This is a genomic window from Kitasatospora sp. NPDC058170, assembly GCF_042883905.1.
Taxonomy (GTDB): domain Bacteria; phylum Actinomycetota; class Actinomycetes; order Streptomycetales; family Streptomycetaceae; genus Kitasatospora.
Genome location: NZ_JBHVUV010000018.1, coordinates 161,587 through 187,084, shown reverse-complemented (window position 1 = coordinate 187,084; position 25,498 = coordinate 161,587). Strand labels below are relative to the sequence as shown.

Here is a 25,498-nt window from a genome sequence, read left to right as displayed (position 1 = left end):
AACACACATGGGTCGAGCGACCCGAAGAGTTGCCGCTTGCGCGGCAGCCGTCCTGCTGGCCGGCGGCCTGCAGTCGTCCCTCGCACACGGCGCCACCACGGCTCCCAGGATCGACCTCACGGTCCTGGTGATCGACGATGGCGGCCCCGCGACGGCGGCCATCGCCGCCGAGCTGAAGAGCCAGGGCACCCCGCACAAGATCATCAATCTCAACGACGCCAACCGTCCGGTCATCGATGCCGCCTTCCTCAGCGACACCGTCAACGGCCAGCCGCGCGGCAAGTACCAGGGCATCGTGATGCCCAACGACAACCCCTTCACGGCCGGCTCGGCCGAGATGACGGCCATCGCCACCTACGAGGCCGCCTTCGGCGTCCGCCAGGTCGATGCCTACACCTACGCCAGGCCGGACGTCGGCCTGAACTGGGCGCAGGACCCGGGGTACATGGGCAAGCTGGACGGCGTCCAGGCGCAGGTCACCGGCGCCGGCACCGCCGGCCCGTTCGGCTACCTCAAGGGCGCCGTCCCGTTCGAGGACAACGACCCGACCGTCGACGAGAGCTACGGCTACCTGGCCACCCCGCTGGCCTCGCCGCCGGCCGGCGCCTCGTTCACGCCGCTGGTGGACGCCCCGATCCCGGGCTCCACCGCCCGCGGCTCGCTGGTCGGCGAGTACAGCCACGACGGCCGCAAGGAACTGGTCGTCACCTTCGTCTACAACCAGTACCAGCAGCAGTACCGCCTGCTGGCGCGGGGCATAGTCGACTGGATCACCCAGGGCGTGCACCTCGGCTACGACCGCAACTACTTCGCGGCCCACGTGGACGACGTCTTCCTGGCGGACGACCGCTGGGACACCGTGCTCAAGTGCACCCCCGGCGATGTCACCTGCCCGCCCGGCACCCCGGAGACGGCCAACCCGATCCGGATGACCGCCACCGACGCGCAGTACGCGAAGCAGTGGCAGACCGCCCACAACTTCACCATGGACATGGTGTTCAACGGCGGCGGCAGCGAGGACTGGAAGGCCGACCACAGCGTCACCGCCGACCCGGTGGTGGACCAGATGATCGCCGACCAGGCCAGCTACCGGTGGATCAACCACACCTACACGCACCCGTACCTGGGCTGCCTGCAGGACGTCTCGGTGGTCCCGTGGAAGTGCTCCAAGGACGCCGCGGGCAGCACCGTCTGGGTCGACCAGGCCACCATCACGTCCCAGGTCAAGAACAACATCGACTGGGCCGCGGCGCACAGCCTGGTCATCGACAAGACCGAGCTGGTCACCGGTGAGCACTCCGGTCTGCTGACCGCTCCGCAGGAGACCAGCGACAACCCGTACCTGGCGCCCTCGCTGGTCGCCAACGGGGTCAAGTGGACCGCCAGCGACGCCTCCCGCGAGCCCGCCCAGCGGGCCGTCGGCTCGTCCGTGCTGACCGTGCCGCGGTACCCGATGAACGTCTTCTACAACGCCGGGACGGCGAAGGAGGAGGCCGACGAGTACAACTGGATCTACACCAGCGTGGCCAACGGCGGAAGCGGCGTCTGCGAGAACAACGCCAACTCCACCTGCCTGCCGACGCCGCTGGACGTCAACACCGGCTACCAGTCGTACATCGTGCCGCTGGAGGCCCGGATCGACCTCGGCCACGTGCTGAGCAACGACCCGCGCCCGCACTTCATCCACCAGTCGAACCTGTCCGAGGACCGGATCGTCTACCCGGTGCTGGAGCGGGTCCTGTCCACCTACCGCTCGCTGCACGCGGACAACGCCCCGATCGTGAACCTTCCGCAGAAGGAGATCGGCGCCGAGTTCCAGCGCCGCGCGGCGTGGAGCACGGCCGTGGCCTCCGGCCAGGTCACCGCGTACCGGGTCGGCGACACCGTCACGGTGAGCGCCCCGGCCGGTGTCCAGATCCAGGCCACCATGCCGACCGGCACCACCCAGAAGGTTTCCATCGGATCCACCCCCTTCGGCACCGCGTACGCCGGTACGCTGTCCGGCTGGGTGAAGCCCGCACAGCTCCAGAGCAGCGTCACGCTCAAGCTGACCGCGGCCAACACCCCGGCGGCCCCGGCCGTCGCCGCGCCGAACGCCGCCGCCAAGGCGGTCACGGCGCCGGCGCCGGCCGACAAGAAGGTCGTGCCCCAGGGCACCGCCGACGCCGTCCCGGCCGGCCCGAGCGACACCGCCCGGACCGACGCGCCGACCCTGGTGCCCGGCAGCGGCGCTCCGGTGGCCGGCAAGGGCGTCATCGGCGGCAACGCCAAGGGCGTCGCCAAGGGCAGCACCAAGAGCGGCAAGGCCTCCGGGGGGAAGGCCGAACCCGCCCGCAAGACCGCCGGTCAGACCGGCACCCGCTAACAGGTGATACCGGTGGTGGGGACGGGCCGTCCCCCGGCCCCACCACCGGTACCCCGACCCGGCCACCCGCGCCGGGCGCTTGACGCAAGGACAGGAGGGGGGACAGGCAATGCGAGTCACCCTGCTCACCGAGGGGACGTACCCGCACCAGCACGGCGGCGTGAGCGTATGGTGCGACCAGCTCGTCCAGGGCATGCCGGACGTCGACTTCGACATCGTCGCGGTCACCGGAACCGGCCACGAGCCGCTGGCCTGGGAGCTGCCCGCCAACGTGCGGTCGGTCACGACCGCCCCGCTGTGGGGCCCGGCCGTCGAGGCCAGAGCACCGCGCGGCAAGGAGATGCGCCGCTTCCTCAACGCCTACGAGCGGTTCCTGCACTCCATCCTGGACCCGGTCTACACCACCCACTTCGGCACCGAGCTGTACGGCTTCGCCGACCTCGCCCGGCGCGGGCTGCTCAGCCCGGCGCTGCGCAGCGAGCGCGCCCTGCGCACCCTCCAGCACGTCTGGACCCGTGACTACCTCTCCACCGCCGTCTCCCGGCCCACCCTGCACGACGCGCTGAACGCCACCGACCTGCTGGAGCACGCGCTGCGCCCGCTGTCGGTCGAGCCGCCCCAGGACGGCGTCGCGCACGCCGCCAGCGGCGGCCTGGCCACCCTGCCGGGGCTGATCGCCTCCCAGCAGTACGGCGTACCGTTCCTGCTGACCGAGCACGGCATCTACCTGCGCGAGCGCTACCTCGGCTACCGCACCGGCCCCTACCGCTGGCCGGTCAAGGCACTGCTGCTGGGCTTCTACCGGATGCTCGCCGAGGAGAGCTACCGGCGGGCCGCGCTGGTCACCCCCGGCAACCGGTACAACCGGCGCTGGGAGGAGCGCGGCGGCACGCCGTCCGCCCACATCCGCACCGTGTACAACGGCGTGGACCCGGCGGCCTTCCCGCCCGCCGGACCGGAGCCCGAGACGCCGACGCTCAGCTGGGCCGGCCGGGTCGACCCGATCAAGGACCTGGAGACGCTGATCCAGGCCTTCGCGATCGTGCACCGCGAGATACCCGACGCCAGGCTGCGGCTGTTCGGCGGCACGCCCAAGGGCGGCGAGGCCTACCGCGACCGCTGCATAGCCCTGGCCGCCGAGCTCGGCGTCGCCGACTCGGTGGCCTTCGAGGGCCGCGTCGCGGACATCACCGACGCGTACGCGGCGGGGAACGTGGTGATGCTCTCCAGCATCAGCGAGGGCTTCCCGTTCACCCTGATCGAGGCCATGTCCTGCGGCCGCTCCACCGTCTCGACCGACGTGGGCGGCGTGCGCGAGGCCGTCGGCGACACCGGCCTGGTCGTCCCGCCGCGCGAACCCGAGCCCATGGCCGCCGCCGCCATCGAGCTGCTGCGCGACCCCGAGCGGCGGGCCCGGCTCGGCGAGCAGGCCCGGCTGCGGGTGATCGAGCAGTTCACGCTCCGCCAGAACATCGACGGCTTCCGCAGCATCTACACCGAGCTGCTCGGCACCTCCCGCTGGCTGCCGAACGGCGTGGTCGCCGTCGCCGACGGCGCACCCGCCGACTGGGACGAGCCCGTGACCGTCGGCGAGCGCAGCGAGGTGGGCGCGTGAACGAGCGAAGCACCAGGAGGGTGGGAGCATGAGCGGCCCCCTGCGCCTCGTCCCGGACGAGGCCGGCCCCGAGTGGGCCGAGCAGACCGTGCAGTTGCGCACCCTGCCGCGCAAGCGCCGCCGCCCGGTGCTGCCCACGCAGCGGACCGAGCCCGAGGAGCAGCTGGACCTCTCGCCGGACCCGCTCGACGAGCTCGCCGACCGGCTGGCCGACGTCTGCGCCGACGCCGTCCACCCCTACGAGATCGCGGCCTACCTGGAGTCCGACGGCCTCTCCGACGAACAGGCGGCGCTGCTGTACGGCCGCCCCGACGCCTTCACCGTCGCCGAGGAGCTGTTCCAGAAGGTCGAGCGCCGCTACCCCGGCCCGAGCTCCGAGTTCGCCAACCCCTGGCGGGCCGATCCCTGGCGCTGCGTGGTCCGCGGCCTGGTGTTCGCCCTGCCCGGCCTCGGCTACCTGCTCGGCGCCAACCTGTTCGCGGCGACCCGGATGCGCTTCGGCCTGCCCTCCGGCATGCTCGCGCTCTCCGTCGCCACCCTGGTCAGCTGGTCCTGGAACCAGGCGCTGGCGCACCGTTCGTACGCCTGGCTCGGCCGCGGCCGGCGCCGGGCGGCCGGGATCTGCCTGGCCGTCGGCGCACCGGTCGGCGCGCTGACGGCGGCCACCGCCGGGTACGTGGTCGGCGGGCCGCTCGGCTCGCTCGGCTTCGCCGCCGGACAGTCCGGCTACCTGGCCGCCGCCACCGTGCTGCTGGTCCTCGGCCGGGAGAAGTTCCTGCTGCTGGCCCTGGCACCGTCGGCGATCGGCGCGGGTGTGGTGCTCGCCGTGGACGTGCCGCAGCTGGCCCGGACGGTCGTGCTGCTGGCCTCGCTCGGGCTGGCGCTGGGCCTGGCCGCCCGCGAGATCGTCCGCTGCCTGCGCAGTGAACAGGACGCCACCGTGCTGCGGCTGCCGCTGCGGCACGAAGTCCCGCACCTGCTGTTCGGCCTGGCCGTCGGCACCCTCACCCTGATCGCCGGCCTCGGCACGACCGTCCACCAGGCGGTCCTCACCGGGGCCGCGAACGGCGCGGCCACCAGCCCGACGGGGCCGGCCATGATCGCGCTGACGCTCAGCCTCGGCCTCGCCGAGTGGCTGCTCTTCCGCTACCGGGCGATGGCCGTGGCGGCACTGCGGACCAGCCACACCGCAGCCGAGTTCGTCCGCCGCACCGGCGGCGTGCTGCTCGGCTGCCTGTTCATCTACCTCACCACCGTGGCCGCGCTGGACGCCGCCGCCACCGTGCTCTGGCCCGGCGCCCCGGCGCTCGGGGTCCGCGAGCTCGGCGCGCTGCTGCTGCTCGGCGGCTCACTCTGGCTGGCGCTGCTGCTGAACGCCTTCGGGCTCAGCTGGAGCACCGCACTGATCTGTCTGGCCGCCGCGGGCGCCGAGTGCGCCGGGCTGCTGACGGGTGTGGACCCGACCCTCCTGCAGCTCGTCGGCTGCGGGGCGGCGGCCGTCGTCCTCACCGCCATCGCCGGGCCCGTGCTCGGCCGCACCACCAAGCACCGCTGAACCAAGCACCGCTGAACCGAGCACGAACCGCACCACCGCACCACCGAGCACCCGGCTGAGCCACCACAACACCGCTCAGCCCGTCCCCGAGTACGAGTACAAGTACCGAGAAAGCGAATACCCAGCATGAGCAGCGTCGCCGTCACCGGAGCCGAGGGCTTCATCGGCTCCCACCTCGTCGAGACCCTGGTCGCGGACGGCCACCAGGTCCGCGCGATGGTCCAGTACAACTCCTTCTCGTCCTTCGGCTGGCTGGAGACCCTCCCCAAGGAGGTGCTGGACTCGGTCGAGATCGTCCTCGGAGACGTCCGGGACCCGGGCTCGGTCAACGGCCTGGTGAAGGGCACCGAGGCGGTCTACCACCTGGCCGCCCTGATCGCGATCCCCTACTCCTACCGCGCCCCGCACTCCTACATCGAGACCAACGTCACCGGCACCCTCAACGTGCTGGAGGCGGTGCGCCACCTGGACATCCCCCGCCTGGTGCACACCTCCACCAGCGAGACGTACGGCACCGCGCAGACCGTGCCGATCACCGAGGACCACCCGATCAACACCCAGTCCCCGTACGCCGCCTCCAAGGCCGGCGGGGACCGGCTGGCCGACAGCTACCACGCCAGCTTCGAGACCCCGGTCGTCACGCTGCGCCCGTTCAACACCTTCGGCCCGCGCCAGTCGATGCGCGCCGTGATCCCGACCGTGATCGCCCAGCTGGCCGCCGGCGAGCGCGAGATCACCCTCGGCGACCTGCGCCCGACCCGCGACTTCACCTTCGTCAAGGACACCGCGAGCGCCTTCCGCACGGTCGGCACCGCCCCCGCCGAGGCCGTCGTCGGCAAGACCTTCAACGCCGGCACCGGCGGCGAGATCTCGGTCGGCGACCTGGTCACCCTGGTCGGCAAGCTGATGGGCGTGGACGTCGCGGTGAAGGAGGACGAGCAGCGCATCCGTCCGACCAACTCCGAGGTGATGCGCCTGGTCGCCGACGCCACCCGGCTGCGCACCGCCACCGGCTGGGCCCCCGCGTTCTCCCTGGAGGACGGCCTGGAGCAGACCATCGAGTTCTTCCGCGACCCGGCCAACCTGGCCCGCTACAAGACCGACATCTACAACGTCTGATCCCCGCCGTCCCCGGCACCCGGCAATCCGACCAAAGGCTCCTGTCGCACCGACTTCCGTGGGGGAAACACCATGCATGCAGTGATCCTGGCCGGTGGTAAGGGCGTACGCCTTCGCCCGTACACCACCGCGCTCCCCAAGCCGCTCGTCCCGATCGGCGACCAGCACGCGATCCTCGAGATCGTGATGCGCCAGCTCGCCGCCGCGGGCTTCAAGACCGTCACCCTGGCCATCGGCCACCTCGGCCACATCATCCGCGCCTACGTGGGCAACGGCTCGCAGTGGGGCCTGCGGGTCGGCTACGCCGTCGAGGACAGCCCGCTCGGCACCATGGGCCCGCTGCTCACCATGCAGGACCGGCTGCCCGAGCACTTCCTGGTGATGAACGGCGACATCCTCACCGACCTGGACTTCGCCGGGGTGCTCAAGCACCACGAGGCGTCCGGGGCGCCGCTCACCATCGCCACCTACGCCCGCCAGGTGAAGATCGACTTCGGCGTGCTGACCACCGAGTCCGGGAGCATCACCGGCTTCCAGGAGAAGCCGAGCATCGACTACCGGGTCTCGATGGGCGTCTACGGCGTGTCCCGCGCCGCGCTCGCCTCGTACACCCCCGGCCTGCCGCTGGGCTTCGACGAGCTGGTGCTGGACCTGCTGGCCGCCAAGACCCCGCCGGCCGCCTACGAGTTCGGCGGCTACTGGCTGGACATCGGCCGCCCGGACGACTACGACCGGGCCAACGCCGAGTTCGCGCTCAACCGCTCGCTGCTGCTGCCGGGCGAGCCGGCCGAGGGCCTGTACGCCGTGCCGGACGGGCCGGAGCTGCCGATCCCGGCCGCCCGCACCGCGGCCGACACCGCCGACGGGCAGCCGGCCGCCGCCGGCGGCCCCGGGAACGACGGACGGGCCGCGTGAGAATCCTGTTGCTCGGCGTGGACGGCTTCCTCGGCCGCCACGCCGCCACCGTCCTGCGGTCGCTGCCCGGTGCCACCGTGCTGACCGCGGGGCGGCGGCCCGACCACGACCTGCGCCTGGACCTGGCCACCGCCCAGGCCGACCCGCTCGGCGAGGAGTTGGCCGCGCTCGCACCCGACGCGGTCGTCAACTTCGCCGGCGCGGTGGCCGGCAGCGCGGTCACCCTCGCCGAGGTCAACGCGCGCGGCCCGGCCGTGCTCTGCGAGGCCCTCGGGCAGGGGGCCCCGAAGGCGCGCCTGGTGCACATCGGCTCGGCCGGCGAGTACGGCGTCTGCGCCTCCGGCAGCTCGCTCGCCGAGGACGCCGACGCCCGCCCGGTCGGCGTCTACGGCGCGACCAAGCTGGCCGGTTCCCTCGCGGTGGCCGGCTCGCCGCTGGACGCCGTGGTGCTGCGGGTGTTCAACCCGGTCGGCCCCGGCGCGCCGGCCGGCTCGCTGCCCGGCCGGCTCGCCGCCGAGCTGCGCAGGGCGGCGCCGGAGGGCGCCGAGGGCGTGGTGAAGGTGGGGGACCTCTCCGCCCACCGCGACTTCGTCGACGCGCGGGACATCGCCCGCGCGGTCGGCCTGGCCGTCACCGCCGAGCGCCCGCTGCCCCGGGTGCTCAACCTCGCCTCCGGACAGGCCAAGCCGGTCCGGGCGATCGCGGACGGCCTGGCCGCGGCGGCCGGGTTCACCGGCCGGATCGACGAGAGCGGCGCCGGCTCCGAGCGCTCGGCCGCCGTCTCCTGGCAGCAGGCCGATGTCTCGGCCGCCGCCCGGGAGCTCGGCTGGCACCCGGAGACCGGGCTCGCCGACACCCTGCGCGATCTCTGGCACAGCACCGCTCCGGCCGACGCCCCGGTCGTCGCATGACCGGCGTCAGCCACGCCGACGGCCGCCTGCTGGTGCCGCTGTACGTCCACCCCGCGGTGGACCCGGCGGCCTGGCAGGCGGTCGCCGCCGCCGAACCGGGCCGGATCGCCGCCGTCGTGCTCAACCTGGCCGACGGCCCGGGCGAGACCCCCGACAACGTCTTCGCCGAGGCCGCCGAGAAGCTGCGCGCGGTCGGCCTGCCGCTGCTCGGCTACGCGGACACCGACTACGGCCGCAGGCCCCACTCCGCCGTGGTGGCAGACATCCTGACGTACCGTCAGCGCCACGGCATCACCGGCGTCTACCTCGACCAGGTCGCCACCCACCCCGGCGCCCTGGCCCACTACCGGCGGCTGGCCACCGCGGCCCGGGCGGCCGGCTGCGGCACCGTGGTGTTCGGCCACGGCGACCACCCCGACCCCGGGTACGCCGAGGTCGGCCTCGCCGACCTGCTGGTCACCTTCGAGGGCGACTGGGAGGCGTATCGCTCGATGACCCTGCCGCTGTGGACCGGTCGGCACGCCGCCGCCCGCTTCTGCCACCTGGTGTACGACGTGCCCGCCGAGCAGGCCCGGGAGGCCGCCGCGCTGATCGCCGCCCGCCGGGCCGGCGTCGGCTGCGCCGTCCCCGGTGCCGGGGAGAACCCCTGGCGCACCCTGCCGTACGGCCTGACCGCCGCTGAACTTACCTGACCCGATCCGGAGTTCGAGTACCGTGACCCGCCGTACCCGGCCCCTGCTGGCCGCCCTCGCCCTCGCCACCACCCTGCTGGCGACCTCGTGCAGCAGCTCCGGTTCGGAGGACGAGGACGACCCCTCGACCGACGCCACCGGCGCGCAGCCCCCCGCGGCCACCGCCGCCCCCGTGCCCGGCACCCCGAGCACGTCGAGCGCTCCCGGTACTCCGAGCACCCCGGGTACTCCGGGCACCCCGAGCCTCCCCGGCACACCGGGCACCCCGGGGGCGCCGTCCGCTCCGGGCACCCCGACCAGCCCTCCGCCGGGCACCCCGGCCGGTACCCCGACGGGCGGCCCGGCACCGCAGCCCGCCGGCTCCCGCTGGCAGCCGGCCCCCGGCCTCGCCTGGCAGTGGCAGCTCGGCGGCGGCGTCGACCAGTCGGTGGACGTCCCGGTCTACGACATCGACGGCTTCGAGACCGACGCCTCGGTGGTCGCCGCGCTGCACGCCAAGGGCCGCAAGGTGATCTGCTACATCAACGCCGGCTCCTGGGAGGACTTCCGCCCCGACGCCGCCGCCTTCGCCAAGGCCCTGCAGGGCGGCAGCAACGGCTGGAAGGGCGAGAAGTGGTTCGACATCCGCAAGCTCGACCAGCTGAAGCCGCTGATGGCGGCCCGCTTCGACATGTGCAGGTCCAAGGGCTTCGACGCGGTCGAGCCGGACACCATCGAGGCCTACAACCAGAACAGCGGCTTCCCGCTGACCGCCGACGACCAGCTCCGGTACAACCGCATGCTGGCCTCGCTCGCCCACGAGCGCGGCCTGGCGATCGGCCTGAAGAACGACCTGGACCAGATCCCCGCCCTGCTGGCCGACTTCGACTTCGCCGTGAACGAGGAGTGCTCCCAGTTCAACGAGTGCGCCCGGCTCTCGCCCTTCATCCAGGCGGGCAAGGCGGTGTTCCACGTCGAGTACAAGCTCGGCACGGAGAAGTTCTGCACCCAGACCAAGGCCCTGGGCCTCAGCTCGATGCAGAAGAAGCTCGAACTGGACGCCTGGCGGCGGCCCTGCTGAGGGAGCAGGGCCCGCGCGGCCGCCAGGCACCCCAGCGCGTTGTTACTTGACCGCCAGCCAGATGACGGCCGCCACCACGACCACCGCGACGACGGCGATCGCCGCGATCACGCCGGTCCGGCGGTTGCCGCCGCTGCTGTAGGTGGAGACGGAGCCCGGTGCCTGGGGTGCCGGGGTCTCGTCGACGAACGCCCGGAACATCTGGGTGCTGCCGGCGGGGTCGTAGTCGTTGTCAGCCATGGCAGGGACTCTAACGAATCCGCCCGCCCCGACGACACCCCGGACCCCGCCCCGGTGATCACCCGCGGCCGCGCGCGCGATCGTGCCCGCTCAGTGCAACGGTGGTACGACAAGCTCGTGAAGACCTGCGGGCCCGAGGAATCGCCGCCGACCCGATCGGGTTGACTTCACCCATGACCGAAAACCACAGTGACGCCCCCAGGGTGAAGCTCGGCACCTCCGACCTCGCGGTGTTCCCGCTCTCCCTCGGCGGCAACGTCTTCGGCTGGACGGCGGACGAGGCGCAGTCCTTCGCCGTGCTCGACGCGTACACCGCCGCCGGCGGGAACTTCGTCGACACCGCCGACACCTACTCCTCCTGGGTGCCCGGTAACACCGGCGGCGAGTCCGAGACCATCATCGGCAACTGGCTGCGCAGCCGCGGCAACCAGGACGACGTCGTCGTCGCCACCAAGGTGGGCATCCACCCCGAGGCGACGGGCCTGAGCGCGGCCACCATCAAGTCCGCCACCGAGGCGTCGCTGCGCCGGCTCGGCGTCGAGCGGATCGACCTGCTCTACACCCACCGGGACGACGACACCCCGGTGGAGGAGTTCGTCACCGCGCTCAACGAGCTGGTGAAGGAGGGCAAGGTCGCCGAGATCGCCGCCTCCAACATCAGCGCCGAGCGGCTCGCCGAGGCGCTGGCCTTCTCCGAGCGCGAGGGCCTGGCCCGGTACGTCGCCGTGCAGCCGCACTACAACCTGGTCTCGCGGGCCACCTTCGAGGGCGCGCTGGCCGACACGGTCGCCGACCACGGCCTGTCCACCGTGCCGTACTTCGCCCTCGCCTCCGGCTTCCTGACCGGCAAGTACCGCCCCGGCGGCCCGGGCGTGGACAGTGCCCGGGCCCAGGGTGCCGCCCGCTACCTGGAGGACGAGCGCGGCCCCAGGGTGCTGGACGCGCTGGACGCCGTCGCCGCCGAGCACGGTGTCGAGCTCGCCACCGTCGCGCTGGCGTGGCTCGCCGCCCGCCCGACCGTCGCCGCCCCGATCGCCAGCGCCCGTACGGTCGAGCAGCTCCCCCCGCTGCTGGCCGCCGCCTCGCTGCGGCTCACCCCGGAGCAGACGGCCCTGCTGGACGCCGCCTCCCGCTGACCGGCCGGGACAGCCCGCGGGGCCTTCGCCGGGAGTCGTCCCGGCGAAGGCCCCGCGGATCGGTCACGGACGGCCGAAGTGGGTCGGGTGGAAGCCGCTGCTGATGGTGGATATCCGCACCGGCTTGCCCGGCCTGGGTGCCTCGACGAACGTCCCGCCGCCCAGGTAGATCCCCACGTGGTGGATGCCCGAGGCGCGACCGCTGTCCGACCAGAACACCAGGTCACCGCGGCGCAGCTGCCCCTCGCTGATCGGCGTGGTGGCCGCGTACTGGTCGTCCGCCACCCGGGGGAGGCTGATCCCGCTGCGCCGGTACGCCTGCTGGACGAGGCCCGAGCAGTCGTACCCGGACGGGCCGTTGCCACCCCAGACGTAGGGCTTGCCGAGCTGCGCGAGCGCGTAGCCGACGGCGGCCTCGGTGCGGCCGGAGGCCGACGCGCCGTCCGGGGCGGGGTCCGCCGCGGGCCGGGCGGGCGCGGGAGCCGAACCGCCGGAGCCCCCGGCACCGCCGGACTGCCCGGTACGGCTCAGGTAGATGTCGTAGTGGCTGGTGTACCGCCACTCACCGCTGCCGTTCTTGAACCAGTACTTCGACCCGTCCCAGCCCTGCCTGGTACCGGAGGACGAGGCCGAGCCGTTGGACGCCGCCGTCTTGCCGCTCGAACCGCTCGAACCGCCGGAGCCACCGGAGCCACCGGAGCCACCGGACGCACCGGAACCGGAACCGGCGGACTTGGCGGTGCGGCTGGCGTACACGTCGTAGTGGGTGGTGTACCGCCACTTGCCGTCGGCGTTCTTGAACCAGTACCTGGAGCCGTCCCAGCCCTGCTTTCCGGCCGCGGCGTGCGCCGACCCGGCGCCGGCCGTCAGGCCGACCACGCCGGCACCCGCCAGCACGGTGGTGGCCAGGCAGGTATTTCGCACGGCGCGGTGTATTCGCCCGCCGCCGCCCGCACCGGCCGGCGCCGCTCGTGCGGTGCGCGGGCGCCCGACGCAGTTCAGGCAGCCGCACCCCGCCATCGCGGGAATGCTGCCGAGCATCTCCTCGAACCCGATCAGCGCGCTGTCGGCGTCGAGGCCCAGGCCGCGATCGGTGTCGAGAACGGTCACGGTGTCGGTGTCGAATCCAGCAGCGAAGGCGCTGTCGAACGCGCTGTCGAAGTCGGCGTCCGTGCCGGTGGCTATCCTCATGCCGGTCGTCCTTCCTTCCGCCCGGCCCGGGCGGCCGGGGACGGTACCGAGGCGGCCACTCCGGCCGGGGCGACGAAGGCGACCAGCAGCTGCTCCATCAGCGCGCTGCGGGCGGCCTCGTCCAGTTCGTGCGCGGTGGCGCGCTCCAGCCGCCGCACGGCGAGCGCCGCGGCCTCCACCGCGTCGTCCACCAGCACCGTGCGCAGGCCCGCGTCCAGGTCCGCCAGCCGACGGCGGCGCATCGACTCGGCGACCTCCGGCGCGTAGTCCAGCGCCAGCGGCTGCGCCGAGTAGACCTCCAGGCCGGCCGGGGCGACCTCGGCGGCCAGCCCCCGGGTCAGCTCGTCGGCGAACCACTGGCCGTCGCGCAGCGCGGGCCCGGGCGCCGCATTGCTGTCGCAGGGCAGCATGGAGGCGGTGCGGGTCAGCACCGCCTGGACCTGCTCGCGCAGGTAGCTCTCGTGGTCCTCGATGGCCAGCAGCGCCCGCGCGGTGTCCTTGACCCGCCAGACGATCAGCAGCCGGACGATGATCGGTGTGCCGGTCCGGTCGACCACCTTGACCGGCTCGCTGCGCCAGTGCCGCAGCCGCACGTCCACCCGGCAGCGGCGCAGCAGCGGGTTGACCCAGACCAGGCCGGTACGGCGGACGGTGCCCCGGTAGCGGCCCCAGCGGGTGAGCACCCTGGTCTCGCCGCCCGGGTTGGCCAGCAGCCCGGCCAGCACGACGAGGATCAGCAGGCCGGCCACGATGACGGCGGCGAGGGACAGGGCGTCCACCTCGGAGCCGCCGCTCGCCCGGGCGGCGTCGCTGCGCAGGTCGGGCAGCGCGTCCCAGGCCGGGATGACTCCGTCGTGCAGCAGCACCAGCGCCACGGCGGCCACCCCGACCAACAGCGTCAGCAGGGCGATCCAGCCGGGCACCGTACCGGCGGTGTGCTCGCGCAGCGCCTGGTCGGCGCGCGGGGGGCGGCGGGCGGTGGCGGCCGTGACGGCGCCGGCCGGCGCCGTGTCCGGGATCGCCAGCGCCTCCGCGACGGCCGTCTCCAACGGATCCCGCAGGTCGACGGGGGTGCCCGAGGTGACCGCCGGGAGCGGGACGACCGCCATCGGCGCGGTGGCCGGGCCGGTCGGCGTGGCGTTCCGGCCCGCCTTGGCCAGCGGGCTCGAACCGGAGGCGGAACGTTCCGCCAGCGCCGGGGGGAGCGCCTTCGACAGATGGTCGGGTCGCTGCGAAGAATCGCGGGTGACGTCCATGCACGGATCCTCGTGGTCGGTGTGTCGCGCAACGGGCGGCCCGGATCTGACGGGCAGTGCCAAAGTCAGGCTAAGTTCATACGTCATCAAATGCGACATTTGAGGTGTCGTGTGTCGACATTTCCTGACGAATCGTCCGAAGCCGACCTGACGCGCAGGCACATGGGCTAATGGTCGGATTGGTTCAGCGCCGCCGCGCGCCGGGCCCCCGGGCGAAGACCCGGCGGGTGATCAGGCCGATCCCGGTGAGCAGCAACAGGAAGCCGGCGAGCGCACCGCGCCAGCCGCCCGAACCGGGCCGGCCGGCCGCGGTCTCCGCGGCCACGGCCCCACCGGGCGGCGCGGCCAGCACCCGGGGGGACTCGGCAGCGGGCTCGTCAGCGGACTGCACCCCGGGGGTGCCGACGGCGGGTCCGGCGGAGGCAGGGCCGGTGGACGCCGGAGCGGCCGAGGCCGACGCGGCGACCGGAGACGGGGGGACGGACAGGACAGGAGAGGGAGAGGCGGACGGGCCGACGCCCGGGCCCGCCGTCCCACGGGTCGCTGCGGACGCGCTCGGCGACACGGGCACGCTCGGCGCCACCGAGGAACCCGGCAGTGCCGGCCGTCCGGGAACAGCCGCGACCGGCGGCACGACGACCGGCAGCAGCCCCGGCCCCACGGGATCGAGAACGGACACGGACGGGACGGACGGACTCGGCGAGCCCACCGGGACGGTCGATGACACCGACGGGACCGACACCGAGGGCACCGGCACCGGAGTCGGGACAGCGACCGGCGGCACGACGACCGGCAGCAGCCCCGGCCCCACGGGATCGAGAACGGACACGGACGGGACGGACGGACTCGGCGAGCCCGCCGGTGCGGCCACCGAGGGGGCCACCGACGGGGACGCCGCCGCGGGGGACAGGGGAGCCGCCGTGGGTGAGACCGGCACGGCTACCGAGGACACCGGCATCGGAAGGGCCGACGCCGACAGGGCCGGGACCGGCACCGAAGGCACCAGGACCGAGGGCGAGGGGACGACGGGCGAGAGCACCGACACGGTGGGCGCGGCGGGCGAGGGCACGACCGGCGAAGGAACCGCCGGCGAGGGAACCGCAGGAACAGGCGCCGCAGGCAGCGAAGGCGCCACCGAGGCCGAGGGCGCCGCCGGTGAGGGTGTCGGAGGCATCGGCACCGCCGCCGCCACCCGGATGCCCACCGGCTCCCCCGGCGTGCCGTTCCCCGCGAGGTCGGTCGCCGTGACGACCAGCCACTGCTCGCCCTCCGGCAGATCGCGGTTGGCCGTGCAGGTCCAGCTGCCGTCGATGGCCGCGGTCGCCCCGCAGGCCACGATCCGCTCGGCCGAGGCCGAGTCGGACGCCGGCCCCGAGCCGCCCGCCCGGGCGGTGACGATCACCTTGGTGCCGGTCTCCGCCCGCCCCGCGAGCTTCGGCCGGACGATCCGGACGGTCTCGCCGGCGGCCGGGGCGGTGAGCACCGGGCGGGCCGGCGCGACGGTGTCCACGACCAGTCCGGTGGCGTGCCCCGCCGTCCGGTTCCCCGCCGCGTCGACGGCGGTCGGGGTGAGCTGGTGCCGTCCGTCCGACAGGTTCTCCACCGGCAGGCAGGCCCAGGCCCCGTCGGGGCGGACCGCCGTGCTGCACAGTTCGGCCCCGGCGCCGCGCACTGCGGCCGACTGGTCGGCGACCGAGACGGTGCTGCCCGCCTCGCCGGTGCCGGTCAGCTGGAGGCCCGGGTCGTTGGTGTACTCCGGCAGGGTGAGGGTGGGGGCCGCGGGCGGCGCGGTCTTCACGGTGATCCGGACCGGCTCGCCGCGCAGCACCACCCCGCCGCTGGTCGTCTCGACCGGGGTGAGGGAGTGAACGCCCGAGTTGAGCGCGCTGCTGGGGCGGCAGGACCAGTCGCCCTTCTTCCCCGCCTGGGCGCGGCAGAGCGTGGCGTCGCCGTCGCGGACCTCCACCGTCGCGCCCGCGACCGCGCCCTCGCCGCGCACCTGCGGGCGGGCGTCCGCGATCACGGCGCCGTCGACGGGGTCGGCGATCTCGGGGCGGGCGGCGCCGACCGTCAGCCGGATCCGCTGGTCCAGGACCTGGCCGGAGTCGGCGAAGCCGCCGGGGGGCACCAGTTGGGCGGCGTCGCGGCCGATCCGCAGCCGGGCCCAGGTCTCCCCCGACGAGGCGCCGGCGGGGACGGTCCACTCCAGGACGGTGTGGTCGGCCCCGGCCTGGACCTCGCTCTGCACCCGCTCGGTGGCGTCGAAGCGGCCGTTGCGGTCGAAGTCGATCCAGCCGGCCAGGGTGGCGGTCGCGCCGCCCACCGCGACCGGCACGGTCAGCCGGTAGTAGCGGCCGATCGCGGCCTCGGCCGGGTACCCGACGGTCGGATCCGCACCCTGGTACTCACCGCGTCCGGGCTGGAACTGCGGCGGCGCCGGGCTGGACCAGACGCTGCGCCGCCCCGCGCCGTGGTCGAGCTGCACCAGCGGCTCGTCGGCCGGAGCCGACCCGGGACCCGATACGGCACCTGACCCGGCGCCGGGGGCGAGCGCCGACGGTTGGACGACGGTCCGCCGGGTGAGTCGGGCCGAGGAGGCCGCTTCGGCGCCGAGGAAGAGGTCGGAGAGCAGGTGGGAGGCGTTTCCATAGCCCTGCGGGGCGGTTCCGACACCCTCGTCCACGGTGACGGTGTACGCCTGGTGCAGCCGGACGGGGGCGGTGGTGCTGCCCGCCCGGGCGGTGGAGCGCTGCTCGACCCGGAGCACGGCGGTCCGGAACGTCCCGGCCAGCTCCAGGCTGCCCTCGGCGGCCGCCCCGGCCGAGCCGTCCGAGGCGCCGTCGGCCGCGGCGGGGGCGAGGGAGTTGCCGTCGACCGTCCAGCCGGGCCAGTCGGTGCGGTTGACCAGCGTGGGCGCGTCCGGCGAGCCGCCGGTGACGGTCAGCCGGGTGGCGGTGCCGGTGGTGCCGTCCTTTCCGGTGGCGATCCCGGCCAGTCCGCTGAGGTGCAGCCGGGGATTGCGGACCGCACGGGAGAAGGAGAGCTGGAGCGTTCCGACGGTGCGCCAGGAGCCGTCCGTTTGTGGACGGTCCTCGGCGATCCGGAAGGTCTCGGCGGGGTCGCCCGGCCGCAGACCGTCCGTATAGAGCGCAGCCGCCCGGCCCCCTCCGGCGCGGTCGGCCAATTCACCCGGCTCGGCGGTGACGCTCATACCGGGGGCGGCCGAGAAATCGAGCTGGACGGAGAGTCCGGAGGGCAGGACCGCGCGGCGCTCGCCCGACCAGGTGTCAGGTGACTGCTGGGCGGCGGAGAACGGCGGGTTCCAGCCGATCAGCAGTCCGGCGGCCAGTGCGGCGCAGACGCAGGCCGCGGTCAGGGGCAGCCGCCTGGCGCCGCCCGTCCGGCGGATCCGCCGCTCCGGGGCCGGGCCGGACAGGACGGCGTCGCGGGGAGACTGTCGGCTCATCCGGCTCTCCTTCGGTGTCGGCTGCCTGGGGCGGGCAGTCTGGGCACAAGATCTGACAAAACGGAATCACGATCCTGGTCCGGTAATACTTCGACACCTGCACTATTGGCCGTGTCCCACCCGAATGGCCGTCATCCGACCGGCAGGAAGGATGTACCCGAAAGGGATGTATTTCATCCATTAGGCGGCGTATCGCGGTGAATCCCGGCGATTCCAACCGGACGCCACCGTCCGGTACCTGACGGTTCATCGGGACACTCTGTTCGAATTGGCCGACCGCTCAGTAGAGTCGGGGCCCGTGACCATAAACCCCGTTCTCATCAAGAGCAGTTTCGCGGTCGTCGAGCCCCACGGCCCCGCCGTCGCCGGGTACTTCTACCAGCATCTGTTCGAGCACAATCCCGGCGTCCGCGGGCTGTTCGCCGAACACCTGGACGAGCAGCAGGACCGGCTCTGGGCGGCGCTCGGCGCCCTGGTCACCCACCTGGAGGACGCCGACACCCTGATCCCGCTGCTGCGGGACCTGGGCGCCCGGCACGCCGGGTACGGCGCGCTCGTGGACCACTTCCCCGCCGTCGGCGCGAGCCTGCTGGCCACCCTGGCGCACTTCGCCGGCGAGGCCTGGACGCCGGAGACCGAGGCCTCCTGGACCGCCGTCTACGGCGTGATCGCCGACACCATGGGACAGGGCCTCACCACCGCGCAGACCGGCCCGCCGCAGTCCGACCCGTCCGCCTAGGCGCGTCGCGGTGCCCTTCGACCCCGCGGTCATCCGCGCCAGCTTCGCCGTCGTCGAGCGCCGCGCCGACCACATGGCCAAGTACTTCTACGCCCACCTCTTCTCCCACAACCCGGAGGTGCGGGCGTACTTCCCCGCCGAGATGGCCGAGCAGCGGGACCGGCTGTTCGGCGCGCTCACCGGGCTGGTGCTGCGGCTGGAGAGCCCCGAGCAGCTCACCGGGTACCTGGGGGCGCTCGGGCGCGACCACCGGAAGTTCCAGGCCGCGCCCGAGCACTACCCCGCCGTCGGGGCCAGCCTGATCGCCGCGCTGCGGCACTTCTCCGGGCACTCCTGGACGCCCGAGATCGAGAAGGCCTGGACCGAGGCGTACACCGTCATCGCCCAGGTGATGACCGGGGCCGCCGCCGAGGTGCCGCCCGGCACGCCCGCCTGGTGGGAGGCCGAGGTGACCGGCCGCCGCCGGGCCGCCCCCGATGTCGTGGTGCTGACCCTCACGCCGATGCGCCCGTACCCGTTCCTCCCCGGCCAGTACCTCACCCTCAGCAGCCCCCGGGTGCCGAAGGTGTGGCGCCCGTACTCGATCGCCAACGCCCCGCGCCCGGACGACAGCCTGGAGGTGCACGTCCGCCGGGTGCCCGGCGGACTGCTGAGCACCGCGCTGGTGGAGGACGTCATGCCGGGCGAACTGCTGCGGCTCGGCCCCGCGCTCGGCGACGCCGTCCTCGACCCGGGCTCGCCGCGCCCGCTGCTCGCGGTGGCCGGCGGCACCGGCTGGGGGCAGACCAAGGCTCTGCTGGAACAGCTCGCCGCCACGCGCGACCCACGCCACGTCACCGTCGTCCTGGCCGCCCGCTCGGACGCCGACCAGTACGACCTGGCGGCGGTCGAGCGGCTGCTCGCCCGGTGCGACCGGCTGGAGGTGCTGACGGCCTCCCCGGCACCCGGCGCGGGCCGGGACGGCGCCACCGCGCTGGTCCGCGACGCCCTCGCCGGGCAGGGCGACTGGAGCGGCTGGGACATCCACCTCAGCGGGCCGCCGGACCTCGCCCCCGCACTCGCCGACCTGCTGTTCGACCTCGGGGCCGAGCCCGACCTGATCCGGCACGACCCGGTACCCGAGACCTTCAACCGGGCCCGGCCGCTGACCTCCTCCGACTGGTTCCTGGACCGGCGGGACGTGCCGTGGATCAACCGGACCGAGCTGGGGTGACCGCCCGGGAAAGCGGAGAAGCCCCCGGCCGGTGGCCGGGGGCTTCCCTGGTGGTGCGCTCAGCAGGATTCGAACCTGCAACCTCTTGATCCGTAGTCAAGTGCTCTATCCGTTGAGCTATGAGCGCAAGTGCCGGGCGGACCCGGTCTTGCGAAGGTTTGGTGCGCTCAGCAGGATTCGAACCTGCAACCTCTTGATCCGTAGTCAAGTGCTCTATCCGTTGAGCTATGAGCGCTCGCCCTGCCGAACGTGCCAGCGGGGCGGTGCGGGGACAACATTACATGACCTGCGACGCGGGGCGAAATCGATTGATCCGGGCCGTACCGGACCCCCTCGGGCGACCATGCAGAGAGCCCCGCCGACGTGCTCGTCGGCGGGGCTCCCGGAGGCGGAGGCTGAGGGATTTGAACCCTCGATCAGGAATAACCCCGAAACCGCATTAGCAGTGCGGCGCCATAGACCGGACTAGGCGAAGCCTCCTCCACATGGAGCGCGCCCGTCTGGCGGACCCGTTCCGTGTGCCTGTGATGATGCCACAACCCGAGGGCCCGACACCAACCACCGCCAACGTTACTAGGCGGGTCGTCCCCGCCGCAAAGAAGAATGAGATACTGCCGTCTCCGGAGGAGCTGCCCTGAGCCGAGGAGACCTGTCGACGTGAGCAGCAGGCCGATCCGAGGCGCTGCTCGCCTCGCCGCCATACTCGACGCCCTGCCCGACGCGCTGCTGCTGGTGAACAGCAACGGCACCGTCGTCGATGCCAACAACGCGGCCGTCCGGGCGCTCCAAGCCCCCGGCACCTCGCTGGTCGGCATGGGCGTGCTGGACCTCCTGCCCGAGTTCGACCCGAGCCGGATCCCCGGCTCGATGCGGCCGGCGCCCCGCGAGGACGACGCACTCGACCGCCCGGTGCGGATGACGGCCCGCCGCACCGACGGCACCGCCTTCCCGGTCGAGGTCTCCGGCAACGACTTCGCCGACGACGGCGCCAGCGAGGGCCGCGGCTACGCGCTCTCCCCGCTCGTCCCCTACGACCCGTACCGCGAGGGCTCGTCCTCCGGCAGCGACCTGCTCCTGCTGCTGGTCCGCGACCTGTCCAGCCGGCTCGGCGTCGAGGCGGAGCTGCGCCGGCAGCACAAGCAGACCGAGATGATCCTGCGGGCCGCCGCCGAAGGCGTGCTCGGGGTGGACCTCGAAGGCCGCTGCGTGCTCGTCAACCCGGCCGCCGCGCACATCCTGGAGTACCGGGCGAGCGAGCTGGGCGGGCGCGAGCTGCACCCGCTGATCCAGCACTCCCGGGCCGACGGCACCCCGCTGGCGCTGGAGGAGTCCGCGCTGCTGGACACCCTGACCTCCGGGCGCAAGCACCGGGTGCGGGGCACCGTGCTGTGGCGCAAGGACGGCCGGCCGGTCACCGTCGACCTCACCACCGCCCCCGTCCGGGACGGCGACCAGCTGGTCGGCGCGGTGATGACCTTCACCGACCGCAGCCGCGAGCTGGCCCTGGTCGCCCGCAACGAGCACCTCACCGCCGTTCTGGAGAGCGAGCTGGGCGGCGCGCTGACCGCACTGCACCGGCGGATCGACGCACTGGCCGGCGACCCGGCCGGGCAGCTGTGGCCGGAGGCCAACTGGACGCTGCGCCGGCTCGCCGACGAGTGCCGGCGGTTCGGCAAGCTGATCGACGGCGTGCTCGCCCACCAGCGCTCCGAGGCCGGCGACTCCGGTCCGGCCAGCCCCGGCGACGGCCGGACCGACGGCAAGGGGGAGCGGCCGGCCGCCGAGCGCGTCCCGGTCGCCCTGGACAAGGTCGTCCGACGGGCCGTCGAGCACGCGGGCGAGCTGGTCGGCGCGGGCCGGGTGCGGTTCTCCGTGCACGCCGCCGCCGTCGAGGTGATCGCCGACGAGCAGCGGCTCGCCCAGGCGCTGGCCCACCTGGTCGCCGACGTCAGCGGGGTCGCGCTCTCGCTGGACGCCACCCCGGCCGTCCCCTCCCCCGGGCTGGCCGCCCCCGGCGCCCCCGCGCTGCCCCCGGCCGACGGCGACGCGCCCATGGTGGTGCTCGCGGCCGCCCAGCGCGGCGAGGTCGCCCGGGTGGAGATCCGCGGGCCCGGACGCGGCGGCAGCCCCGTCCACCTGCCGATAGCCCGCACGGTGGTGGAGCGTCACGGCGGCGTGCTCCAGCCGCACGAGCTGCCCGGCAAGGCCGGCACCACCTACGTCGTCGAGCTGCCGCTGGACCCGGTCGCGGCGAAGGCCGCCGCCGAGCGTGCCGCCGCCGAGGGCCGTTCGGACCGCCCCAAGGAGACCGACAGCGCCGTCCTGCCCGACCTTCCGGGCATCCCGCAGCTGCCCGCCGCACGGCGCCCGGAGGAGGAGGCCCCCGAGGACGCGGCGGCACCCGCCGACGCCGCACCGGAGCAGCCCGCCGAGGAGCCGGTGCCCGAGCGGCGCGGCCGCCGAGGACGGGCCGCCGAGGAGCCGGCCGCACCGCCCGCGCAGGACCCGGCCGCCGAGCAGTGGCCAAACGCGCCGGCCCGGGTCGAGCGGGCCGTCCCCGAGCAGTGGAACGGCACCGGGAACGACCCCGCGTACGGGCGCCAGGGCATCGGCGGACCGGAGAACCCGGCCAGCGACCCGTGGGGCAAGGACGACGGCGGATCCGGGCCGGCCTACGCGGTACCGGTCGAGGGCGAACGCCCGGACGGACCGGCCGCCGAGAAGGCCGACGCCCCCACCGCGCGCGGCCCGATCGCGCTCGGCCCCGGCCCGGAGCACCCCGCGCCCGAGGCCGCCGAGTCCACCCCGGCGGGCGGGACGGCCGTCCCCGCCGACGCCGAGGCGGAGCAGAAGCCGTCCCGTCGGCGCCGGGCCCTGCCCGCCGCCGAGGACTCCTCCGGCGCGCTCTCCCTGCCGGGCGTCCCCGACCCCGGCACCCCGCTCTACCCCGGGCTGGAGCACGCGCTGCCCGCCGGCCCCGCCCCCGCGGCGAGCGAACCGCCCGCCGTCGCGCCGACCGGTCGGCGCCGCCGGCTGGCCGTCCCGCCCGGTCCGGACGCGCAGGCCCCGGAGGCACCCGCCCAGACGCCCGGCACCGCCCTGGAACCGGCCCGGCCCGCCCTGCCCGCGCCCGCCGCCGAACAGGCACCGCAGCCGCCGCGGCCGGTCGGCAGCGGCCTGGCCGAGCTCGCTCCGCCGCGCCCGCTCGGCGGGCCCGGCGAGGGCTACCCCGGCAACCTCCCGGCCCCGGCCGCACCGCCCGTGCCCGCCGGACCCCCGCAGCTGCCCGCCGCGCCCGAGCCCCGGACGGCCCCCCGTCCGATGGCCGAGCTCCCCGCCGCCGCCCCGCACGGCGAGGACGCGGGCGAGCACCCGGCGATGGCCACCCCCGCCGCGGACGGCGGCCCGCGCCGCCTGCTGGTCTGGCCCGAGCCCGACGCGGCCACCCGCCAGGCCCTCCAGGAGCGCGGCTACCGCCCGGTGATCGTCCGCTCCCGCGAGGAGGTGGACGCCCAGGTCTCCGGCTTCCCCGCCGCGCTCTTCGTCGACCCGCTGACCGGCCCGATCACCCGCACCGCACTGCAGTCGCTGCGCACCGCGGCACTGAACAGCAGGGTCCCGGTGCTGGTCACCGCCGGTCTCGGCCAGGCCACCCGGGACGCCGCGTACGGCGCCGACCCGGCCGTGCTGCTACGCGCGCTGGCCCCGCGGGACGGCGAGAACCACGCCCCGCGCGTGCTGCTGGTCGAGGGCGACCCGGACATCGCCGCCGCCATGATCAGCAGCCTGGAGCGGCGCGGTATGCACGTCGAGCACGCGACCGACGAGAACGACGCCGTGGCCCGGGCCAGCAGCGTGCAGCCGAACCTGGTGGTGATGGACCTGTTCCAGATCCGCCGCCGCCGGGTCGGCCTGCTGGACTGGCTGCGCACCAACGACCGGCTGCACCGCACGCCGCTGGTCGTCTACACCTCGGTGGACCTCGACCCGCGCGAGCTGCCCCGGCTGCGGACCGGCGAGACGGTGCTGTTCCTCGCCGAGCGCTCGACCAGCGCGGACGTGCAGTCCCGGATCGTCGACCTGCTCGGGCGGATCGGCGCCATGGGCGAGGCGGGCGTCGCCGCCGCCGGCTGATCCGGCGGAGGGCCGGCCACCCGTGGTGGCCGGCCCTCCGGTCCGTTCGTTCCGTTCCCCGCGGCCCGGACTACTCCTTGCCGAGCACCGTGACGTCCAGGCCGTCCGCCGCGTAGGTCGCGCGGATCACCTTCTTGTCGAACTTGCCGACCGAGGTCTTCGGCACCGACTCGACGATCGCCCAGCGCTCCGGCAGCTGCCAGGAGGCGATCCGCTCGGCCAGGAAGGCCCGCAGCTCCGGCAGCCCCGCGGTGGCGCCCGGCCGCAGCACGACGGTGGCCAGCGGCCGCTCGCCCCACCGCTCGTCCGGGACGGCGACCACGGCGGCCTCGGCGACCTCCGGGTGGGCCATCAGCTGGTTCTCCAGGTCGACCGAGGAGATCCACTCACCGCCGGACTTGATGACGTCCTTGGCGCGGTCGGTCAGGGTGAGGTAGCCGTCGGGGGTGATGGTGCCGACGTCCCCCGTGCGGAGCCAGCCGTCCTCGCTGAACTTGTCCTCCGGACGCTCCGGGTCGTGGCCGGCGCCGCCGTAGTACGCCCCGGCGATCCACGGGCCGCGCACCTCCAGCTCGCCCGCCGAGGCGCCGTCGTGCGGCATCCGCTCGCCGCCCGGGCCGGTCAGCCGGGCCTCGACGGAGGCCGGGAAGACGCCCTGGGTGACGCGGTACTCCCACTCCTCCTCGGGGGTCAGGCCGCCGGGCGGCTGGGCGAAGGAGCCCAGCGGGGAGGTCTCGGTCATGCCCCAGGCGTGCACCACCTTGATGCCGTGGCGCTCGTCGAACCCGCGCATCAGGGCGGGCGGGCAGGCCGAGCCGCCGATGACCACCATGCGCAGGCTGGAGGTGTCGTAGTCGCCCGCGTCGAGCTCGTCCAGCAGGCCGCTCCAGATGGTGGGCACGGCGGCGCTGACGGTGGGCCGCACCCGGGCGATCATCTCGGCCATGGGCTTGGGCTGGAGGAAACGATCCGGCATGAGCAGGTTGGCACCCGACATGAAGGCGGCGTGCGGGATGCCCCAGGCGTTCACGTGGAACATCGGGACGACCGGCAGCGCGGTGTCGCGCGGGGTGAACGCGAAGTTGTCGCCCGTGTTGACCTGGAGGCAGTGCAGGTAGACCGACCGGTGGCTGTAGAGCACGCCCTTCGGGTCCCCGGTGGTGCCGGAGGTGTAGCAGAGCACGGCGGCCTGGCGCTCGTCGAGGTCGTCCAGCCAGGGGTACTCGGTGGGCCGGTCGGCGATCAGGTCCTCGTAGTCGTGCACGGTGCCGGCGAAGCCGTCCAGGACGGACCGGTCGCCGGGGCCGCTGACCACGATGTGCCTGAGGGTGGGGTTGAGGGCCGGCAGGACGGCGGCGAGCAGCGGGAGCACGGTGCCGTTGACGATGATCACGCGGTCGGCGGCGTGGTTGATGATGAACGCCAGCTGCTGGCCGGGCAGCCGCAGGTTCAGCGTGTGCAGCACCGCCCCCATCGACGGCGCCGCGAGGTACGCCTCCAGGTGCTCGGCGTTGTTCCACATCAGCGTCGCCACCCGGTCGTCGCCGGTGACCCCGAGCTCGTCGCGCAGCGCGTACGCGAGCTGTGCGGCCCGCGCCCCGACCTCGGCGTACGTCCGGACGACCGGTCCGGTGCCGTCCCAGGTGGTGACGGTGGACCGGCCGTGGATGGTGGCACCGTGGGTGAGGATCCTGGCGACGGTGAGCGGTACGTCCTGCATCGTGCTGAACACGGGTCCTCCTTGACCTGGCGGCACCTGGGCGGGCTGCCCGCCCTACTGGGCGGTAATCTCGGGCAGCCGAGGCCGATTGTGCCTCCCGGTGGAGCCGATGTCAGCATTCCCGGCCCGTTGCACGGATCACGGCTTCGCGTCGCCCGCGGGCGACGGTGA

16 protein-coding genes, 3 tRNA genes and 1 pseudogene are annotated in these 25,498 nt (G+C 74.1%); 12 read left to right on the top strand and 8 right to left on the bottom strand.

The window, feature by feature from the left end; translation table 11 throughout:
• Nucleotides 1-7: 7 nt before the first annotated feature.
• From ACFVVX_RS21555 to ACFVVX_RS21520, 8 genes and pseudogenes are all read left to right on the top strand, one after another.
• The gene (locus tag ACFVVX_RS21555; protein WP_387947873.1) at nucleotides 8-2,365 is read left to right on the top strand and encodes a hypothetical protein; all 2,358 of its coding nucleotides are present in this window, start codon (nucleotides 8-10) and stop codon (nucleotides 2,363-2,365) included.
• 109 nt (nucleotides 2,366-2,474) lie between these two features.
• The gene (gene pelF / locus ACFVVX_RS21550) at nucleotides 2,475-3,980 is read left to right on the top strand and encodes a GT4 family glycosyltransferase PelF (RefSeq protein WP_387947871.1); all 1,506 of its coding nucleotides are present in this window, start codon (nucleotides 2,475-2,477) and stop codon (nucleotides 3,978-3,980) included.
• Nucleotides 3,981-4,008: 28 nt separating this feature from the next.
• Entirely contained in the window at nucleotides 4,009-5,535 is a 1,527-nt protein-coding gene (locus tag ACFVVX_RS21545; RefSeq protein ID WP_387947869.1) for a hypothetical protein, read from the top strand.
• Nucleotides 5,536-5,661: 126 nt separating this feature from the next.
• Nucleotides 5,662-6,654, top strand: coding sequence for an SDR family NAD(P)-dependent oxidoreductase (locus ACFVVX_RS21540; RefSeq protein ID WP_387947867.1), 993 nt, complete (start codon nucleotides 5,662-5,664; stop codon nucleotides 6,652-6,654).
• A gap of 72 nt (nucleotides 6,655-6,726) precedes the next feature.
• Nucleotides 6,727-7,434, top strand: a pseudogene (locus ACFVVX_RS21535) (NDP-sugar synthase); the annotation flags it as partial.
• Between the two features lie 131 nt (nucleotides 7,435-7,565).
• Nucleotides 7,566-8,480, top strand: coding sequence for an NAD-dependent epimerase/dehydratase family protein (locus tag ACFVVX_RS21530; protein WP_387947865.1), 915 nt, complete (start codon nucleotides 7,566-7,568; stop codon nucleotides 8,478-8,480).
• A complete protein-coding gene (locus tag ACFVVX_RS21525) occupies nucleotides 8,477-9,172 on the top strand; it encodes a spherulation-specific family 4 protein (RefSeq protein WP_387947863.1) in 696 nt (231 codons plus the stop codon). The genes ACFVVX_RS21530 and ACFVVX_RS21525 overlap by 4 nt, the downstream gene beginning before the upstream one ends.
• Nucleotides 9,173-9,344: 172 nt before the next feature.
• On the top strand, nucleotides 9,345-10,232 hold the full coding sequence (locus ACFVVX_RS21520; protein WP_387947913.1) for an endo alpha-1,4 polygalactosaminidase: 888 nt from the start codon (nucleotides 9,345-9,347) through the stop codon (nucleotides 10,230-10,232).
• A 42-nt stretch (nucleotides 10,233-10,274) separates the two neighbouring features.
• Here ACFVVX_RS21520 and ACFVVX_RS21515 read toward each other — a convergent pair whose 3' ends face one another.
• Nucleotides 10,275-10,472 carry a hypothetical protein gene (locus ACFVVX_RS21515; RefSeq protein ID WP_387947861.1) on the bottom strand — a complete coding sequence of 66 codons (198 nt, stop codon included), beginning with the start codon at nucleotides 10,470-10,472 and terminating at the stop codon, nucleotides 10,275-10,277.
• 173 nt (nucleotides 10,473-10,645) lie between these two features.
• On the opposite strand from ACFVVX_RS21515, the gene ACFVVX_RS21510 reads away from it, so the two are divergent.
• Nucleotides 10,646-11,608 carry an aldo/keto reductase gene (locus tag ACFVVX_RS21510; RefSeq protein ID WP_387947859.1) on the top strand — a complete coding sequence of 321 codons (963 nt, stop codon included), beginning with the start codon at nucleotides 10,646-10,648 and terminating at the stop codon, nucleotides 11,606-11,608.
• A gap of 63 nt (nucleotides 11,609-11,671) precedes the next feature.
• On the opposite strand, the gene ACFVVX_RS21505 is transcribed toward ACFVVX_RS21510, so the two are convergent.
• The 3 genes from ACFVVX_RS21505 to ACFVVX_RS21495 all read right to left on the bottom strand — a co-directional run bounded on the left by ACFVVX_RS21505 (nucleotide 11,672) and on the right by ACFVVX_RS21495 (nucleotide 17,521).
• A complete protein-coding gene (locus tag ACFVVX_RS21505) occupies nucleotides 11,672-12,799 on the bottom strand; it encodes a C40 family peptidase (protein ID WP_387947857.1) in 1,128 nt (375 codons plus the stop codon).
• Nucleotides 12,796-14,055: an SPFH domain-containing protein gene (locus tag ACFVVX_RS21500; protein ID WP_387947855.1), complete on the bottom strand. Its 1,260-nt coding sequence runs from the start codon at nucleotides 14,053-14,055 to the stop codon at nucleotides 12,796-12,798. Before ACFVVX_RS21500 ends, ACFVVX_RS21505 begins: the two co-directional genes overlap by 4 nt.
• A 184-nt stretch (nucleotides 14,056-14,239) precedes the next feature.
• Nucleotides 14,240-17,521 (bottom strand): Ig-like domain-containing protein, encoded by a 3,282-nt coding sequence (locus tag ACFVVX_RS21495; RefSeq protein WP_387947853.1) that lies wholly within the window; start codon nucleotides 17,519-17,521, stop codon nucleotides 14,240-14,242.
• Between the two features lie 298 nt (nucleotides 17,522-17,819).
• Between ACFVVX_RS21495 and ACFVVX_RS21490 the strand changes: the two genes are divergently transcribed.
• Together ACFVVX_RS21490 and ACFVVX_RS21485 are read left to right on the top strand one after the other, a co-directional pair.
• The gene (locus ACFVVX_RS21490; protein WP_387947851.1) at nucleotides 17,820-18,260 is read left to right on the top strand and encodes a globin domain-containing protein; all 441 of its coding nucleotides are present in this window, start codon (nucleotides 17,820-17,822) and stop codon (nucleotides 18,258-18,260) included.
• Between the two features lie 10 nt (nucleotides 18,261-18,270).
• Nucleotides 18,271-19,473 (top strand): globin domain-containing protein, encoded by a 1,203-nt coding sequence (locus ACFVVX_RS21485; protein ID WP_387947849.1) that lies wholly within the window; start codon nucleotides 18,271-18,273, stop codon nucleotides 19,471-19,473.
• 51 nt (nucleotides 19,474-19,524) lie between these two features.
• Here ACFVVX_RS21485 and ACFVVX_RS21480 read toward each other — a convergent pair.
• The 3 genes from ACFVVX_RS21480 to ACFVVX_RS21470 form a co-directional block, all read right to left on the bottom strand.
• A tRNA-Arg gene (locus tag ACFVVX_RS21480) sits at nucleotides 19,525-19,600 on the bottom strand.
• Nucleotides 19,601-19,632: 32 nt separating this feature from the next.
• Nucleotides 19,633-19,708: transfer RNA gene (locus ACFVVX_RS21475), tRNA-Arg, on the bottom strand.
• 154 nt (nucleotides 19,709-19,862) lie between these two features.
• A tRNA-Ser gene (locus tag ACFVVX_RS21470) sits at nucleotides 19,863-19,953 on the bottom strand.
• Nucleotides 19,954-20,130: 177 nt separating this feature from the next.
• Here ACFVVX_RS21470 and ACFVVX_RS21465 point away from each other — a divergent pair.
• Nucleotides 20,131-23,607 carry a PAS domain-containing protein gene (locus tag ACFVVX_RS21465; protein WP_387947847.1) on the top strand — a complete coding sequence of 1,159 codons (3,477 nt, stop codon included), beginning with the start codon at nucleotides 20,131-20,133 and terminating at the stop codon, nucleotides 23,605-23,607.
• 70 nt (nucleotides 23,608-23,677) lie between these two features.
• Here the strand turns inward: ACFVVX_RS21465 and ACFVVX_RS21460 are convergent, their stop codons facing one another.
• Nucleotides 23,678-25,339, bottom strand: coding sequence for a long-chain fatty acid--CoA ligase (locus ACFVVX_RS21460; RefSeq protein WP_387947845.1), 1,662 nt, complete (start codon nucleotides 25,337-25,339; stop codon nucleotides 23,678-23,680).
• Between the last annotated feature and the right edge of the window lie 159 nt (nucleotides 25,340-25,498).

Excerpts from the sequence above, each read along its gene's own strand:
- ACFVVX_RS21545 (WP_387947869.1), top strand. The coding sequence starts at position 4,009 with ATGAGCGGCCCCCTGCGCCTCGTCCCGGACGAGGCCGGCCCCGAGTGG.
- ACFVVX_RS21555 (WP_387947873.1), top strand. The coding sequence starts at position 8 with ATGGGTCGAGCGACCCGAAGAGTTGCCGCTTGCGCGGCAGCCGTCCTG.
- ACFVVX_RS21495 (WP_387947853.1), bottom strand. The coding sequence starts at position 17,521 with ATGAGCCGACAGTCTCCCCGCGACGCCGTCCTGTCCGGCCCGGCCCCG.
- ACFVVX_RS21500 (WP_387947855.1), bottom strand. The coding sequence starts at position 14,055 with ATGGACGTCACCCGCGATTCTTCGCAGCGACCCGACCATCTGTCGAAG.
- ACFVVX_RS21510 (WP_387947859.1), top strand. The coding sequence starts at position 10,646 with ATGACCGAAAACCACAGTGACGCCCCCAGGGTGAAGCTCGGCACCTCC.
- ACFVVX_RS21515 (WP_387947861.1), bottom strand. The coding sequence starts at position 10,472 with ATGGCTGACAACGACTACGACCCCGCCGGCAGCACCCAGATGTTCCGG.
- ACFVVX_RS21505 (WP_387947857.1), bottom strand. The coding sequence starts at position 12,799 with ATGAGGATAGCCACCGGCACGGACGCCGACTTCGACAGCGCGTTCGAC.
- ACFVVX_RS21540 (WP_387947867.1), top strand. The coding sequence starts at position 5,662 with ATGAGCAGCGTCGCCGTCACCGGAGCCGAGGGCTTCATCGGCTCCCAC.
- pelF (WP_387947871.1), top strand. The coding sequence starts at position 2,475 with ATGCGAGTCACCCTGCTCACCGAGGGGACGTACCCGCACCAGCACGGC.
- ACFVVX_RS21525 (WP_387947863.1), top strand. The coding sequence starts at position 8,477 with ATGACCGGCGTCAGCCACGCCGACGGCCGCCTGCTGGTGCCGCTGTAC.